The sequence below is a fragment of the Faecalitalea cylindroides genome, assembly GCF_028321995.1.
Taxonomy (GTDB): domain Bacteria; phylum Bacillota_I; class Bacilli_A; order Erysipelotrichales; family Erysipelotrichaceae; genus Faecalitalea; species Faecalitalea cylindroides.
The window spans coordinates 1-17,537 of record NZ_JAQLXG010000021.1 but is presented as its reverse complement, the minus strand read 5'-3'; the positions used below and the strand labels follow the sequence as shown (position 1 = coordinate 17,537).

General features: G+C 36.2%; 14 protein-coding genes. 13 read left to right on the top strand and 1 reads right to left on the bottom strand.

What is annotated here, in order from left to right:
- The first annotated feature begins 420 nt into the window (after window positions 1-420).
- From purE to PND65_RS09170, 8 genes are all read left to right on the top strand, one after another.
- Window positions 421-906: a 5-(carboxyamino)imidazole ribonucleotide mutase gene (gene purE, locus PND65_RS09205; RefSeq protein WP_271991747.1), complete on the top strand. Its 486-nt coding sequence runs from the start codon at window positions 421-423 to the stop codon at window positions 904-906.
- 11 nt (window positions 907-917) lie between these two features.
- The gene (locus tag PND65_RS09200; protein ID WP_271991745.1) at window positions 918-4,610 is read left to right on the top strand and encodes a phosphoribosylformylglycinamidine synthase; all 3,693 of its coding nucleotides are present in this window, start codon (window positions 918-920) and stop codon (window positions 4,608-4,610) included.
- 11 nt (window positions 4,611-4,621) lie between these two features.
- Entirely contained in the window at window positions 4,622-5,647 is a 1,026-nt protein-coding gene (gene purM / locus PND65_RS09195; protein ID WP_022355727.1) for a phosphoribosylformylglycinamidine cyclo-ligase, read from the top strand.
- Entirely contained in the window at window positions 5,641-6,231 is a 591-nt protein-coding gene (purN, locus tag PND65_RS09190) for a phosphoribosylglycinamide formyltransferase (protein WP_015535672.1), read from the top strand. The genes purM and purN overlap by 7 nt, the downstream gene beginning before the upstream one ends.
- Complete coding sequence (gene purH / locus PND65_RS09185) at window positions 6,228-7,760, top strand: bifunctional phosphoribosylaminoimidazolecarboxamide formyltransferase/IMP cyclohydrolase (RefSeq protein ID WP_015535671.1); 1,533 nt, start codon at window positions 6,228-6,230, stop codon at window positions 7,758-7,760. The genes purN and purH overlap by 4 nt, the downstream gene beginning before the upstream one ends.
- A gap of 182 nt (window positions 7,761-7,942) precedes the next feature.
- Entirely contained in the window at window positions 7,943-8,434 is a 492-nt protein-coding gene (locus PND65_RS09180) for a PocR ligand-binding domain-containing protein (RefSeq protein WP_035402820.1), read from the top strand.
- 164 nt (window positions 8,435-8,598) lie between these two features.
- A complete protein-coding gene (locus PND65_RS09175; protein ID WP_271991742.1) occupies window positions 8,599-8,742 on the top strand; it encodes a hypothetical protein in 144 nt (47 codons plus the stop codon).
- Between the two features lie 141 nt (window positions 8,743-8,883).
- The gene (locus PND65_RS09170) at window positions 8,884-9,276 is read left to right on the top strand and encodes a hypothetical protein (RefSeq protein ID WP_271991739.1); all 393 of its coding nucleotides are present in this window, start codon (window positions 8,884-8,886) and stop codon (window positions 9,274-9,276) included.
- 166 nt (window positions 9,277-9,442) lie between these two features.
- Here the strand turns inward: PND65_RS09170 and PND65_RS09165 are convergent, their stop codons facing one another.
- A complete protein-coding gene (locus PND65_RS09165) occupies window positions 9,443-10,903 on the bottom strand; it encodes a glucosaminidase domain-containing protein (RefSeq protein ID WP_271991736.1) in 1,461 nt (486 codons plus the stop codon).
- Between the two features lie 80 nt (window positions 10,904-10,983).
- On the opposite strand from PND65_RS09165, the gene prfA reads away from it, so the two are divergent.
- From prfA to PND65_RS09140, 5 genes are all read left to right on the top strand, one after another.
- Window positions 10,984-12,060, top strand: a complete 1,077-nt coding sequence (gene prfA, locus PND65_RS09160; RefSeq protein WP_022355733.1) for a peptide chain release factor 1 — start codon at window positions 10,984-10,986, stop codon at window positions 12,058-12,060.
- Window positions 12,057-12,902, top strand: a complete 846-nt coding sequence (prmC, locus tag PND65_RS09155; protein ID WP_271991734.1) for a peptide chain release factor N(5)-glutamine methyltransferase — start codon at window positions 12,057-12,059, stop codon at window positions 12,900-12,902. The genes prfA and prmC overlap by 4 nt, the downstream gene beginning before the upstream one ends.
- A gap of 52 nt (window positions 12,903-12,954) precedes the next feature.
- Entirely contained in the window at window positions 12,955-14,304 is a 1,350-nt protein-coding gene (locus PND65_RS09150; protein ID WP_271991732.1) for an MATE family efflux transporter, read from the top strand.
- 59 nt (window positions 14,305-14,363) lie between these two features.
- The gene (gene map / locus PND65_RS09145; RefSeq protein ID WP_015535668.1) at window positions 14,364-15,230 is read left to right on the top strand and encodes a type I methionyl aminopeptidase; all 867 of its coding nucleotides are present in this window, start codon (window positions 14,364-14,366) and stop codon (window positions 15,228-15,230) included.
- Window positions 15,231-15,316: 86 nt separating this feature from the next.
- The gene (locus PND65_RS09140; protein ID WP_271991729.1) at window positions 15,317-17,458 is read left to right on the top strand and encodes a Tex family protein; all 2,142 of its coding nucleotides are present in this window, start codon (window positions 15,317-15,319) and stop codon (window positions 17,456-17,458) included.
- Window positions 17,459-17,537 lie beyond the last annotated feature (79 nt).

Sequence of the window (17,537 nt, the reverse complement as noted above, 5' to 3'; positions counted from 1 at the left end):
TTGATCTGTTCATCTACATTATACAATTCTATATTAACCAGAATACTTTTCTTCCTGGTTTCATAATACGAAAAGAGCAATGACAGCTGCTCGTTTTCTGTTTGCCTACTTATGTAGGGCCAGGTCGTTTATGTGCATATATACTAGTATGGTTTATAAATAAATTCAATGAACTCCGGGTATAAAACGCTTGTTATTTCTCTTGATGAATTAAGATCTGCATTTTATGAATCAGAAATAAAAATGCCTGTTGTAAAGTTAAAATGATTCATGTAGAATAAATGTGCAGAAGGAATTCTGTTGCTGTTTTTGGAGGTCTTACTTATGGTCTTAAGAAGATTTACAAAATTGAAAGAACACAGGCTGTTTTAAGCGTGCCCTTGATAGGTGCGCTTTTTTTAATGCAAAGGGAGGATAAAAATGGAAACTAAAGTGTTGGTAGTAATAGGTTCAAGAAGTGATTTACCCGCAATGGAAGGTTGTATGAAACAACTGGATGATTTCAAAATTGGTTATGAAGTACGCGTGTTGAGTGCGCATCGTACACCGAATGAAGTAATTAAATTAAGTTCTGAAGCAAAAAGTCGTGGAATCAAGGTTATTATTGCTGCAGCTGGAGGAGCGGCTCATCTAGCTGGTGTAATTGCTAGTTCGACACCACTTCCTGTAATTGGAATTCCAATGCAGACTAGTGCGTTAGGCGGTATGGATTCATTGTTGTCAACGGTACAGATGCCTCAGGGCGTTCCAGTTGCTACAGTTGCAATTGGAAAAGCTGGTGCAAGAAATGCAGCTATCTTAGCTTGTCAGATGATTGGATTAGCTGATGAAGCCGTTCAAAAAACAATCGAAGATTTCAAAAAAGAACAAGCTGAAAATGTTTTGGCACAATCTATTGTAGAATAAAGGAGAAAAAAATGGATACACGTATTTTTGTTCAGAAAAAAGAACAATTCCAAGTTGAAAGCGAGTCATTAGGCACTGAATTAAGACAGTCTCTATCACTTTCTGATGATTTTAAAGTCTCTTTATATAATATTTATGACATCTTTAACGCAGATGAAAATGATATTCAACTTTTGAAAAAGAATGTCTGCAGTGAAGTGGTAACAGATGTTGTATACGATTCTATCGACCTTGAGGGTAAAAAATATCTTGCCTATGAATATTTACCAGGGCAATATGATCAAAGAGCTGATAGCGCTATGCAGTGTTTGATGTTATTGAATAATAAACAGACAGTTCGTATTCATTCAGGAACATTGTTGGTATTTGATGGTCAAGTTTCAAAAGAAGATCTAGAAAAAATCACGGGTTATATCGTTAACCCTGTAGAAGCTAGAGTAAAAGATTTAAGTGTATTGGAAGATGATCAAGATGTAGAAGTAGCACCAGTTCCTATCTTGAATGGATTCATTAATATGAGTAAAGAAGAATTATCCGCTCTTCGTGAAAAAGAAGGATTGGCTATGTCACAAGAGGATATTGAATTTGTTCAAGATTATTTTAAAACACAGGAAAAACGTGATTGTACGATGACTGAACTAAAGGTATTGGATACATATTGGTCAGATCACTGCCGCCATACCACATTTGAAACAGTATTGGATTCTGTTGATTTTAAGCTGGATACGCTAAAAGAACAGCTTCAAGAATCTTATGAAAAGTATCTTGCGTTACGCAATGAAGTACATGGTGGAAAAAAAGAACAGACTTTGATGGATATGGCAACGATTGCCGGTAAATATCTTCGTAAACAAGGTAAGTTAGATGATATGGAAGTCAGCGATGAAATTAATGCCTGCTCTGTAGAAATCAAAGTAGATGTCGATGGAAAAGATGAAAACTGGTTATTGATGTTTAAAAATGAAACGCATAACCATCCAACTGAAATTGAGCCATTTGGCGGTGCCAGCACATGTATTGGTGGAGCCATTCGAGATCCACTATCTGGAAGAAGTTATGTTTATCAGGCAATGCGTATTACCGGAGCCGGGGATATCACAAAACCAATTTCACAAACCATGGAACATAAACTTCCTCAATCAAAAATTTCTAAAACAGCTGCTCATGGTTATTCAAGCTATGGTAACCAGATTGGGTTGGCGACTACTTTTGTCGAAGAAATTTATGATGAAGGGTATGTTGCCAAGAGAATGGAAGTTGGAGCTGTTGTTGGAGCTGCGCCTAAATCTCATGTAAAAAGAGAAAAGCCTCAGCCAGGCGATATCATCGTTTTGATTGGTGGAGCAACAGGTCGTGATGGAATCGGTGGAGCAACCGGTTCAAGTAAAGAGCATAATGAAACAAGTCTAGAAAAATGTTCAAGCGAAGTACAAAAAGGAAATGCTTTGATCGAACGTAAGTTGCAACGTTTGTTTAGAAACCCTGCCTGCACAAAATTGATCAAGAAGGCTAATGATTTTGGTGCTGGTGGTGTCAGCGTAGCTGTTGGTGAATTGGCTGATGGTCTTGATGTTGATTTGGATGCCGTTCCAGTAAAATATCAGGGTCTTGATGGTACAGAGCTTGCGATCAGTGAATCACAAGAGCGTATGGCTTGTTGTATTGATGCAAAAGACTTTGAGAAATTTAAAGAAGAAGCATATAAAGAAAATCTAGAAGCTATCAAAGTGGCTACTGTTACGGATACAAATCGTCTTGTGATGAAATTTAGAGGCGAAACAATTGTCGATATGTCGCGTGCATTTTTAGATACAAATGGGGTACGAGCTCATCAGGCTGTTGAGGTTTGTGAAAGTGAATATGATGAAAAACCATTTGATAAAAAAGACACAAATCTTGTGGAAGTGTTACATGATCCAAATGTAGCCTGCCAGATTGGTTTAGCAGAAATGTTCGATGCTTCGATTGGCAAGAGTACAGTATTGATGCCATTTGGTGGAAAATACCAGTTAACTCCTGAAGAAGGGTCTGTTCAAAAATTACCAGTATTCGGGATGACAAATACATGCTCAACCATGACATATGGATACGATCCGAAATTAGCAAAATACTCTCCGTATTTAGGAGCGAGCTATTCTGTTGTTGAAGCTTTAGCTAAAATAACAGCTTTAGGTGCCGATTATTCAACATGTCGTTTATCAAATCAGGAATACTTTGAAAGAGTTGGAGACGATCCTAAAAAATGGGGAAATCCAATGCAGGCTTTATTAGGTCTAGTCGATGCACAGATTGCCTTTGAAACACCAAGTATTGGCGGAAAAGACAGTATGTCTGGAACATATAAAGATATTCATGTTCCACCTACATTGATCACATTTGCCATCACAACTCAAAAAACAGATTCCGTTGTCAGTGCTTCTTTCAAAAAAGCCGGTAATTATGTTTATTTAGTCAAACATGAAGCATTAGCTGATCATGTGCCTAACTATGAACAGTTAAAAGATAATTTTAAAACCGTTCATGAAAAGATGCAGGAAGGTAAGATCGTTGCGGCAAGCGCCGTTAAATTTGGTGGTATCGGATATGCGATTGCTAAGATGGCATTTGGTAATAAATTAGGTGTTGCGATTCAAAGCGATGAAGATGTTTATGGATTCAATACAGGATCATTGATCGTAGAGGCAACCGAAAGTATCATGGATCCTCATTTCACATTGTTAGGAATTTTGAATGAAGAAGACAAGATCGTTATCAATGATGAGGTGGTTACGATTGAAGATGCTTTAAAAGCTTGGAAAGAAAGATATGATGATATCTATCCAATGAATGTTGATCTTGGAAAAGAAACTTTAGATACACCTCTAACAGTTAAAGAACCTGTTTATTCTAAGGTGAAAGTAGAAAAACCAATTGTCGTGATTCCTATCTTCCCTGGACAAAACTGTGAATATGATACAACGGCAAAATTTGAGCGTGCCGGGGCTGAAGTGCATCAAGTTGTATTCAATAACTTGACCGTAGAGAACATCAAGACAAGTATTGATACATTGGCAGATGAAATTGCCAAGGCACAGATCTTGATGATCGTTGGTGGATTTAGTTCAGGGGATGAACCAGATGGATCTGGTAAATTCATTGCCAATGTACTACGCAATCCTAAAATTTCAAAAGCCATTGATACGATGCGTGCTAATGATGGTTTGATCTTAGGTATTTGTAATGGATTCCAGGCTTTGATCAAATCAGGCTTGTTACCTTATGGTGATATTGCAGGATTAAATGAAGAAAATCCTACATTGTTCAGAAACAATATTAACCGTCACGTAAGTCATATTGCACGTACTCGTGTTACATCGAATGCTTCACCATGGTTCATGTCTATGACACCAGGAGAAATGCATTCGGTTGCGATGTCTCATGGAGAAGGTAAGTTTGTCGCATCAAAAGAAGTGTTAGAAGAACTTGTTAAGAATGGTCAGGTCGCAACACAATATGTCAATGAAGAAGGTGTTCCAACGATGGATGGGCTAGATAATATCAATGGTTCTAGCATTGCTATTGAAGGTATCTTCTCTAAAGACGGAAAGATTTTTGGAAAGATGGGACATAGCGAACGATATGAAGAAGGTTTGATGCAGAATATTTACGGAAATAAAGATCAGAATATTTTCGAAAATGGTGTTCGTTATTTCACACATAAATAAAGGAGAAAAACATGGATTATAAAAAAGCGGGTGTAGATATTGAAGCTGGTTATAAATCAGTGGAATTGATGAAAAAACACGTAAAAGAAACGATGCGTCCTGAAGTGTTAGGTGGACTTGGTGGGTTTGCTGGTGCCTTTGATCTTTCAAAGATCAAGGGCATGGAAGAACCTGTTCTGTTATCTGGAACCGATGGATGTGGAACAAAGGTAAAATTGGCTTTTGTTTTGGATAAACATGATACGATCGGTATCGATGCAGTCGCAATGTGTGTAAATGACATTGCATGTGCTGGAGGAGAACCACTATTCTTCCTTGATTACATCGCATGTGGTAAAAACTATCCGGAAAAGATCGCAACGATCGTAAGCGGTGTTGCCGAAGGATGCAAACAAAGCGAATGTGCACTAATTGGTGGAGAAACAGCTGAGCATCCAGGTTTGATGCCAGTGGATGAATACGATCTTGCTGGATTTGCGGTAGGTGTCGTAGATAAAAAAGATATCATTGATGGTTCAAATATCAAAGAAGGCGATGTGTTGGTTGGTATTGCATCTAGCGGTGTCCATTCAAATGGATTTAGTTTGGTTCGTTCTGTATTTGATATGACAGAAGAATCTTTAAATACGTATTATGATGAGCTTAAAAAGACATTAGGAGAAGCTTTGATCGAACCAACACGTATCTATGTCAAAGCTTTAAAAAATGTAAAAGAAGCAGGTGTCACGATCAAGGGATGCAGCCATATTACAGGTGGAGGTTTCTATGAAAATGTTCCTCGAATGCTTCCAGAAAACGCAAAAGCTATTATTAAAAAAGACAGCTATCCAGTTCCTGCCATCTTCGATTTGATTGCCAAGAATGGAAATGTAGAAGAAACGATGATGTACAACACATTTAATATGGGATTAGGTATGGTCATTGCCTTAGATCCAGAAGATGTGGATACAGCTATGGAGGCAATTCAAAAAGCTGGAGATACTTGTTATGTTGTAGGAAATATTGTTGAAGGTCAAAAAGGAGTTGAATTATGTTAAGACTTGCCGTACTGATTTCTGGAGGAGGTACGGATCTTCAATCCATCATTGATGAACATAAAAAAGGAAATATCAACTGTGAAATAGCTCTTGTGATCAGTAATCGTAAGAGTGCATATGGTCTTGAAAGAGCAAAACAGGCAGGTATTCCAACAGCATGTATAAAAGATCAAAAAGAACTTTTGAAAAAACTTCAGGATGAAAAGATTGATTTTATCGTTTTAGCCGGGTATCTAGCGATCTTGCAGGAAGATTTGATCAAAGCATATCCAAATAAGATCATTAATATTCATCCATCTTTGATTCCTTCTTTCTGTGGACCGGGTATGTATGGACTTCACGTTCATGAAGCTGCCTTGGCCAAGGGAGTAAAGGTAAGTGGAGCTACGGTACATTTTGTTAGTGAAGAAGTAGATGGTGGACCAATCATTTATCAGGAAGCTGTATCGATTGCCGACTTGGATACAGCTGAAGCAATTCAAAAAAGAGTTCTTGAGATAGAACATAAGATCTTACCTATGGTAGTTCGTTATTATTGTGAGGATAGAATAAGAATAGAGAAAGGAAGAGTGCATATTTTATGAAAAGAGCATTGGTCAGTGTTTCAGATAAAACAGGTCTAGTGGAGTTTGTTCAAGGGTTAGTTGACTGTGGTTATGAAATCATTTCTACAGGTGGAACTAAAAAAGCTTTGGAAAATGCAGGTATCAAAACAATTGGAATTAGTGAAGTAACAGGTTTTCCAGAAATTATGGATGGTCGTGTAAAGACGCTTCATCCAAAAGTGCATGGAGCTCTTTTGTGTGTTAGAGATAATCCAGATCATGTAAGACAGTTAAAAGAACTAGGTATTGAATATATTGATCTAGTGTGTGTAAACCTTTATCCATTTAAAGAAACTGTACAAAAAGAAGGCGTAAGCCATGAAGAGATTATCGAAAACATTGATATTGGTGGACCAAGTATGTTGCGCAGTGCTTCTAAGAATTATCAGAGCATTCCAGTTCTTTGTGATCCAAAAGATTATGAAAAAGTATTGAATGAAATCAAAGAAAATGGTGAAACGACATTAGAAACACGTGAACATCTTGCCGCAAAAGTATTCCGTCATACAGCTCGATATGATGCGATGATTGCCGATTATTTGACAAAACGCACTCATGAAGAATTCCCTGAAAGTTTAACAATTACATTTGATAAAGTACAGGATCTTCGTTATGGGGAAAACCCTCATCAAAAAGCTGCTTTCTATAAAGGTATGAATCCTAAGTATTCTTTGGCAAACGCAACACAGCTTCATGGAAAAGAACTTTCTTACAATAATATTCAGGATGGGAATGCAGCTATCGAAGTTTTGAAAGATTTTGAAGGTCAGTATGCTGCAGTTGGTTTGAAACATATGAATCCATGTGGAGTGGGTATTGGTGAAAATATTGAAGCTGCCTGGGATAAGGCATATGAAGCAGATCCGGTTTCTATCTTTGGTGGAATCGTTGCTTTAAATGATAAAGTTGAAAAAGGATTAGCTGAAAAATTATCTAAGATCTTCTTAGAAATCATCATTGCTCCTGATTTTAGTGAAGAAGCATTAGAAATCTTAACACGTAAGAAGAATATTCGTTTGATGAAACTGGATACTACATTATCTACATCTACTGCTTTGAAATATACAAACGTTAATGATGGATTGTTGGTTCAGGAAATGGATACACATGTAGTTCGAGAAGAAGATTTACGTTGTGTTACAAACCGCAAACCTACGAAAGAAGAAATTGAACAGCTTTTATTTGGATGGAAAGTTGTTAAGCACGTTAAATCCAATGCCATCGTTCTTGTAAAAGACAATATGACAATTGGCGTCGGTGCTGGACAGATGAATCGTGTCGGAGCAGCTAAAATTGCGATTGAGCAGGCACAGGAAAAAGCTAAAGGTTCTGTTATGGCAAGTGATGCTTTCTTCCCAATGCCAGATACAGTTCAAGAAGCAATCAAAGCAGGTGTTACAGCAATCATTCAACCAGGTGGTTCTATTAAAGATCAGCTATCTATTGATGAATGTAACGAACATGGTATCGCAATGGTATTCACAGGAATTCGTCATTTCAAACACTAAATAAAGTAAAAGAACTTATCGTGATTTCGGTAAGTTCTTTTTTTTGATTTATCAAGACATTAGATAAATAATATGAATAAAGATAATTTCAAAGAAAATAATTGTAAAGGCTTACATTTGCATTGAAAGTAACGCTTAAAAGTGCTTTAATTATATCAGAAAGAATATTGGGGTGAATGTGAATGAAAGAATTACAGGCAATTGATAAAGTGATCGAAGCATACTATGATATTACAGGTTTACATAGTTACTTTATCCAAAGCAAAAATGATATTACAGATAGTGCAAAAGAAAGAAATTTTTTCTGTAAGTGTTTAAAAACAAGTGCATCTGCCTTAAAGCAGTGTGATGAATGTACAGTAGAAAACTACACTATGGCTTTGGAGTCAAAAAAAGTTCAGACATATTCTTGTCATGCTGGCTTAGTTAAATGGTCTGTTCCAGTAAGAATCAATGAAGTAACAGGTGTCATTATTTCTGAAGGTGTTATTTCAAAACGTCAGGTGGAAGAGAGTGAAGATTGGATAAATTATCTAGCAGAAAAGTATAATGTTTCTAAAACAATCTTGATGAAAAATTACTCGAATGTACGTGAAATGACAGAAGAACAGGTTGATCAAGCAATCGCATTGTTGGAAAGCCTTGTTGCGTATTACAAGACAGAAGTTAAGTAACAGAAATATTGATGGTCATGATCTAATGATTATGATCATCTTTTTTTTGTCGTTTTTTCAATTGAATTGTATTGAAAAAACAGGAGGTATTAAAGAATGATAAATAACAGGTTCAATGACAAAATGATTCTACAATGGTATTTAGAAGGTGGGATTGGTCATGAATGCAGAACTTAAAAAAGTTTGATCATGTGATCAATGAATTTTGGAGCGATTCAGAGCATTTTGAGAGTTTTATGAATGCGAATCTTTTTGGCGGAAGCAGGTTAATAAAGAAAGAAGATCTGGTTATCCAATCTAAAACATAGAAAGAGATGTGGTGATGCGTTGGGATAGTGCATATGGGACGTATTATTTAGGCATATAAAATCAATTGAACGAAGATTATTCTATACCGTTTAGAGTGTTAAGATATGATTTTCTTTGGTATCAAAAACAGATGGACGCACTTGCGAAAAAAACATGATAAAGAAAAAGATTTACGTAATGAAGCTTTCTTATCAAAGATACAGCTAGGCGAAAAGATTATCCCATGTATAATAATCGTGATCTATTATGAAGAACATTTTTGGAAAGGTAATAAAGATTTGTATGATTTGTTTATCAACACAAATGAGCACGTTAATAATTATTCAATGCGACAAGTTGAACTATGTAAAGATTCAACAAATTATGATAATGATGAAGTAAATCTGGTTTTTGAAACCACAAGATTAATGATTCAAAAAGGCAAAGAAGCAGCTATGGTAGTTGCATCAATGGTCAGGAGTGAAAGATTGTTTGATATTGTAGTCAAAGAAACAGAGGGAATGATAAATATGTGTGAGTCACTGGATAAATAGGAAAAAGAGACTTTATTAAAAATGGTTAAGGAAATGTTGGAAAAAGGCTTAAGCGAAGAGTTTATTTTGTGCTTTGCGAACATTAACAAAAGGGTATTAAGCCAAGGAATTGATACAAAGCTAAATGAAAAGGCCAGGATTGAACCTGGTCTTATATATAGACAAATTATTGATTTAAATCGGAGGCTTGAATGTAGCCAACGCTATCTTTTGTATAAGTGCTGTTAATATCGATTTTACCATCTTTAACAGGGGCTTCACTCATGATTTGATACCATCCATTATCTGAGTTGGTGTATACAAAGCTGATGATATCACCCTTTTCATAAGAATATAGGACAGAACCATCTACTTCATCATATACATTTAGGTCGTTTTTAAGTTTTTGTGTGATGATTTGAATTTCATTTAGATCTTTGCCATTATCTAAGCTATAGTAGAAACTTGCCGCCTTTTCACCCCAGTAAGGGTCAGAAGCGTATTGAACGTTGATACCACTGGCTTTATTACCAAACCAGGATCCATGATATCTTTCATCTTCAGGATTTGCGTATCCTTGTTGAAGAAAATTATAGGCATGTTGATATACACAGTCTTCTAAAGAGTCATAGCTGTTGGCGTTATCTGGATTTGAATCATATGCAGCATGACCGAACAAGTTGTGATTTTCAATTGCATACTGACTTTGACCATAACCACTTTCATTTAAGGCAACCGCAAACATCATGGTTGCATTGATATAGGTTTGATCTTGCACCTCGGTAAAAATAGATCCATTCTCATAGAGAACACTTTCTGTATCTGCACATGGATAGGCATTGGCTGTGGCACTGATTCCAACACTGCTAAGATATTCGTTATAGTCTGAATCGTCTAAATTCGTTAAAGAGCGATGTGGAACATATTGATAAAAATTAAAATAAGCTTCAGAATTTATGGCGTTATCGTGTACATCATTGAGCACATCGCTGGATAGTTGATCCATATCGGTATAAAACCAGTTTCCGTCATAAGAGAAATACGTTGTATTCTCTTTTAAGAAATCAGGAGCCTCTCCAATAGCCAATGTTTGATATTGTGCACTGTCGGCATCAATTAATATCGCATGAATCAAAGATCCGTTATTTACATAATAGTAGGATTGAAGATAATCGTCATAATAAAATAATTGAATATCTTCAATAGAAACCCAGGCTTTAACTCCACTCATCATAAAGAGGACTTTAGATCCATCGTTACTAGTTTCAATATATAATCCATCAGTCCCATAACTGCCATTTAAATATCCATCTTCGTTTGTTCCATCAACGACATAAGATGTGTTTTCGGTGACTTCTTTTGTGTTAAAATTAACGATGGCATTATGCAGGGCAACAATTTTTCCGTTTTGATTGGAAATGACGATATTCTCATTTTCTTCAAGTGAGTGCATTTTCCACTTAGCGAATATAAAATGATTGTAGGTCCCATATTGTTCCTGAGTTTTTATATCGTATACTGTATATGTTCCGTTTTCTGTGATTTTAAGACCGATAAAGCCAATGATAAAAAGCGCCAAAAGAGCGCTCAAAAAGACTATTATCGATCTTTTTAATTTTCTTTGGGTTTGCTTCCTTCTTTTTTTCATATGATTATTCTAACATAACAAGAATGAGGTGTCATTTATTTCATTTTCATGGTATATTAGACTAGCGAAAGGGTGATTATATGTCAAAAATGGAAGATAGACTGGATTCTCTTGTTGAAAGATATAACGAAATCAATGAACTGATGATGTCCAGCAGTGTTGTGTCAGATCGAAAACAAATGGCAAAATTAGGACGTGAACAGAATGAACTGACACCGATCGTTGAAACATATGCAGAATATAAACAGGCAAAAGAAGAATTTGAAGAAGCAAAAACACTTCAAAAAGAAGATGATAAGGAATTAAGAGAACTTGCGAATGCAGAAATCGAAAGATTAGAACCTGCCATCAAAGAGTATCTAGATAGACTTGAACTATTGCTGGTACCAAAGGATCCAAATGATTCGCATAATGCATTTATGGAAATTCGTGGTGCAGCTGGAGGTGATGAAGCCAATATCTTTGCGGGTGACTTGTTTAGAATGTATGCGAAATATGCCGAAAGCAAAGGATGGAAAGTGGAAGTTACTGATTCAGAAGATAGCGAAGCTGGCGGTTTCTCATTGATCACATTCAAGGTAACGGGGCAAAATGCGTATGGTACTTTAAAATTTGAATCTGGTTCTCATAGAGTTCAGCGTGTTCCTAAGACGGAAAGTCAGGGACGTATTCAGACTTCAACAGCAACTGTATTATGTTATCCAGAATTGGATGAGGAAGATTTTGATATCGATATGAATGATCTTGAAATTGAAACAATGCGTGCTTCAGGCGCTGGAGGACAGCATGTTAATAAGACCGATTCTGCAGTTCGTATCGTGCATAAACCAACAGGAATCGTGGTAAAATGTCAGGACGGACGCTCTCAACATGAAAATAGAGCGACAGCGCTAGCTACAATTGCAGCTCGTGTAAAAGAGGAACATCAACGTGAATTGGATGAAAAAGCAGGAGCTGAAAGACGTACTAAAATTGGTACAGGAGATCGTGCTGAAAAGATTCGTACATATAACTACCCACAAAACCGTGTAACTGATCATAGAATTGGGTATAGTGTTAATCAGTTGGATCGTATCATTGATGGGCGCTTGGAAGATTTGATGAACGCGTTACAATTGGCTGATCAGCAGGCTAAACTTGCAGGAGAACAACTGTGAAATACAGAGAATATGTAAAAGAAGGAAAAGAGCGTTTATATAAGGCCAATCAGGGCGAACAGGCAGCTTTGTTATTGATGAATGAGCTTTGTGAAAATAGAGGTATAAATCTTTATATTTCTATGGAAGAGGAAGCCGACGAAGTTATTGCCACGGATTATCTTGAAGGTATTCATCAGATGGAGCTGGGTAAACCATTAAGCTATGTTTTAGGATATGAATGTTTCTATGGCTATAATTTTAAAGTTAATGAGGATGTGTTGATTCCTCGACCGGAAACAGAAGAATTAGTTGGTCTTGTCCTAAGTATGTTTGATGATAAATTTTCTGATCGAGAGCATGTGAGCGTATTTGATGTAGCAACTGGTTCAGGGGCAATTGGAATCACTTTAAATCTAGAAGAAAGAAAAATGGATGTAATTGCTTCAGATATCTCGATGGAAGCACTAAAAGTAGCCAAAGAGAATAATGATGCACTTCATGCTAATGTAAGCTTTATTTGTGGTAGCATGTTAGATCCATTTGTTGACAGGGATCTACATTGTGATATCCTAGTCTGCAATCCGCCTTATATACCAAGTGAAGAAAAGATGGAACATAGTGTTGTGGATTTTGAACCACATGTTGCCTTATTTGGTGGAGAAGACGGACTGAAGTTTTATCGCGATGTCTTTGAAAAAGCACATCTTGTTTTAAATGAAAAAGCATTTTTAGCGTTTGAAATGGGATATCAACAAGGTGAGGCATTAACTGATCTTGCAAAAGAGTATTTTAAAGATGCAACGATTACTGTGCATAAAGATATGGCAGAAAAAGATCGTATGCTGACAATCGAACTTTAACAGCACAAATAAAATGGTGCTGTTTTCTTTTTGTTGGTGTATAATTCGATTTATGAAGACTAGACAAATAGATTTTTCAAGTGGAAAGATTTTAGAGAATATCATCATGTCAGCTACACCAATGTTGGTGGCTCAACTTTTGAATTTGATGTATAACATCGTAGATCGTATTTATATTGGAAAGATTGAAGATATCGGTGTTGTTGCATTAGGAGGAGTGGGTTTGTGTTTCCCGGTGATTTCTTTGATTACAGCTTTTACAAATTTATTTGGAGCCGGAGGAGCCCCTCTTTGCTCGATTGAAAGAGGGAAGAGGAATTTAGAAAAAGCAGGACGAATCATGAATATTTCTTTTTATATGCTTGTGGTTACCGCTGTAATATTAACGATGATTGGATTGGTGTTGAGTGAACCTTTATTATATTTATTTGGAGCCAGTGATATAACGATCCAATATGCATTACCGTATATGCGCATTTATTTTCTTGGTACGGTTTTCTCAATGATTGCCTTAGGTATGAATCCTTTTATTAATGCGCAGGGATTTGCCAGTACGGGAATGATGACAATATTTATTGGAGCAGTTACTAATATTATATTAGATCCAGTATTTATATTTGGCTTAAATCTTGGAGTAAAAGGAGCAGCTATTGCTACGGTTGTTTCTCAAATCATATCTGCGGTTTTTGTACTTTTATTTTTGACAGGAAAGAAACCGGAATTAAAATTGCAGCGCCTAAAGGATGTGGAATTTTGCTTTGATGAAGTTGGCGATGTATTAAGCCTGGGGTCTTCAAGTTTTGTGATGCAGTGTACAAACAGCTTAGTTCAAATTGCTTGTAACAGCATGCTATCGCAGTTTGGTTCAGATCTTTATGTTTCCTGTATGACGGTTATTAATTCAGTGCGTCAGATTTTGGAGGTTCCTGTTCTTGCGATTGGAGATGGATCCAGTCCAATATTAAGCTATAATTATGGGGCAAAGAATTATAAAGGGGTAAAGAAGGCGATACGCATCATTACATGTGCCGGTGTACTTTATACTTTGGTGGCATGGTTATTTGTCTTTTTATTTCCAAGTTTTTTTATTCATATATTTAATGATGATTCCAAGCTTTTACAGATTGCGATTCCTGCCATACATATGTATTTCTTTGCCTTTGTGTTTCAAGCCTTTCAATACTGTGGACAGACCGTTTTTAAATCATTGAATAAGAAGAAACAAGCTATTTTCTTTTCATTATTAAGAAAAGTGGTTATTGTTGTTCCGCTGACTTTTTTTCTACCATATTTAGGTTTTGGTACGATGGGGGTATTTATGGCGGAGCCTATTTCGAATTTTATTGGGGGTTCGATTTGCTTTATAACGATGTTGGTAACTGTTTATTTTAGACTGGATTAAATAGTTTATTTTTGTGGTTGGAAAAGTGTATAATGGACAAGTAGAAAGAAGTGATAAGAATGATCAGTAAGAATATGCCATGCTGGTGTGGTTCTGGTAAAAAGTATAAACATTGTCATGAAGAATGGGATAACACGATCAATGTCTTGAAACTACAGGGACAACAGGTTCCAAGTCATAATTTGATCAAAAGTCCTGATGATATTAAATGGATCAAAAAAGCCGCCAAGATCAACAATGAAATTCTAGATTTGGTTGAAAAAGAGATTCATGCAGGAATGAGTACAGAAGATATTGATAAAATGGTTTATGATTATACTGTAAGTCATGGAGCTATTCCAGCTTGTTTAGGGTATGAGGGATTTCCTAAAAGTGTATGTACTTCAATCAATAGTGAAGTATGTCATGGGATCCCAAATAAAAATATCATTCTAAAAGAAGGCGATATCATTAATGTGGATTGCACAACAATCGTACATCAACATTATGCGGATGCATCAAGAACTTTCTGTATTGGGCAGGTAAGCGATGAGGCTAAAAAATTAGTTGAAGTCACTAAAGAATGTTTAAGAGTTGGTATTGAAGCGGTTCGGCCTTGGGGTCATTTTGGCGATATTGGAGCAGCTATTCAAGAAGTTGCCCATGCTAATGGATATAGTGTTGTTAGAGATTTCTGTGGTCATGGAGTTGGAAATGCTTTCCATGAAGATCCATATGTACATCATGTTGGAATCAAAAATACAGGTATGGTCATTGCCCCAGGAATGGTATTTACGATCGAACCGATGATCAATCAGGGAACAAGCGAATTATATATCGACAAAAATAATGGCTGGACAGCTTATACAAGAGATGGTAAGTTAAGTGCTCAATTTGAACATACGATCTTGGTTACGGATAAAGGTGTAGAAATTATTGCGTATTAAAAAAGAATTGGTTTTCTATCAATTCTTTTTTTGTGTCTACAGATTGTGCATGCTATACTAATCTAGCTTAGACAAGGAGATCATGAATGGATAAAGAAATTATCAAACGCATCGCTAATGAATTAAATATAGATGCGGATCAAGTTTCAAATACTTTGAAACTTTTAGAAGAAGGAAGTACGGTTCCTTTTATTGCTCGATATCGTAAAGAAATGACAAAAGGATTGGATGAAGAACAAATTCGTGTCATCCAGGAAGAATATAATTATCAAGTCAATTTACAAAAACGCAAGGAAGAAGTAATCAATCGTATCGAAACTTTAGGTAAATTGACAGATACGATCAAAAAACAAGTGCTAGAGTGTACAAAATTGTCCCAGGTAGAAGATATTTATCGTCCTTATAAACAAAAAAAGAAAACGCGTGCCAGTGTTGCTATCGCAAATGGAATGAAGCCATTGGCAGATTTATTATTGAAATCACCTAGACATTTTGAAGAGAAAGATGTGGAGGCTTATTTGAATGATAAGGTGACAAATATTCAGGAAGCTTTGCAGCAAGCTAAAGATATCATTGCGGAAATGGTCAGTGATGATCATGATATTCGAAATAAGATCTATGATTCCATGATGAATTATGGAAGAATCGTAACAAAAGAAAAGAAAGGGCATGACGATCAAGCTAAGGTATATCGTATGTATTATGATCGTGTTGAAAAGGTATCTCATCTAGCCAGTCACAGGATCATGGCGATAGATCGTGCTGAAAAAGAAAAAGTAATCAATGTGCAGATTGAATTTAATGAAGAATATATCGAAAACTTTGTCAAACGTCGATATGTTCGTTATCCAAATAGTCCATGTGCTGTTTATGTAAATGAAGCCATAGTTGATGGATTAAAACGCCTTGCATATCCATCGATTGAAAGAATGGTACGATCTGAATTAAGTGCTAAAGCACATGAAAGCAGCATAGATGTTTTCTCGATGAACCTTGAAAAATTGTTGTTGCAGGCACCAATCAAAAATAAACGCATTTTAGGCTTCGATCCAGCTTTTCGAACAGGCTGTAAACTTGCCGTTATCGATGAGTCAGGAAAAATGTTGTGTGTAGATGTGATCTATCCACACCAGCCAAATGCAAAGATCAAGGAAGCAAAAACAAAACTTGTAAAGTTGATCAAAGATTATAATGTATCAATCATTGCGATTGGCAATGGTACAGCAAGCAGAGAAAGTGAAACTTTTGTCAGTAACGTCATTTCAGAATATGGATTAAATGTGCAGTATACAATCGTATCTGAAGCGGGAGCAAGTGTATATAGTGCCAGTAAGTTAGCGATTGAAGAATTTCCAAATCTGCATGTCGAACAAAGAAGTGCTATTTCCATAGCAAGACGATTAATGGATCCATTATCTGAGTTGATCAAGATTGATCCACAATCCATTGGTGTTGGACAATATCAACATGATCTTCCTGCTGCACGCTTAAAAGAGAGATTGGATTTTGCAGTAGAAAAAGCTGTAAACCTGGTAGGAGTTAATATCAACACTGCAAGTCCAACTCTTTTAAAGCATGTTGCCGGTTTGACAAGTGCGATGGCCAACAACATCGTTACCTATCGACAGGAAAATGGAAAGATACTATCTCGTCAGGAAATTAAAAAGATTCCTAAAATTGGGACAAAATCATTTGAACAGTCTGCCGGCTTCTTACGAATTGAAGATGGCAAGGAAATGCTGGATCGAACAAGTATTCACCCAGAATCTTATAAGTATGCTAAGATTGTTTTAGATATTCTTGGTCTGGATGAACATGCAATGGGAACCCAGATTGCTCAAAAAGCTGTGGATTCTTGTAATAAAGAGGAATTGTTAAAACAAATAGAATGTGATTCATATACTCTGAATGATATCTTAGATTCAATCAAACAACCATTAAGAGATTATCGAGACAATAACGATGGTCCGATTTTAAGAAGTGATATCTTGGAATTAGAAGATCTTCATATTCATGATAAATTACAGGGAACGGTACGCAATGTAGTAGATTTCGGGGTGTTTGTCGATATTGGGCTACATGAAGATGGACTGATTCATATTTCACAGATGGCAGATCATAAAATAGGACATCCAAGTGAAATGGTTTCTGTCGGTGATATTATTGATGTTTGGGTATATAAGATTGATGAGGAAAAACATAAAGTACAGCTAACGATGATACCATAAAGAAAGAGGGTCTAACAGTTGAGTAGTTTTTGAACTACTTTGGACTATTAGTCCCTTTTTATATGTGTATGAACCCCTA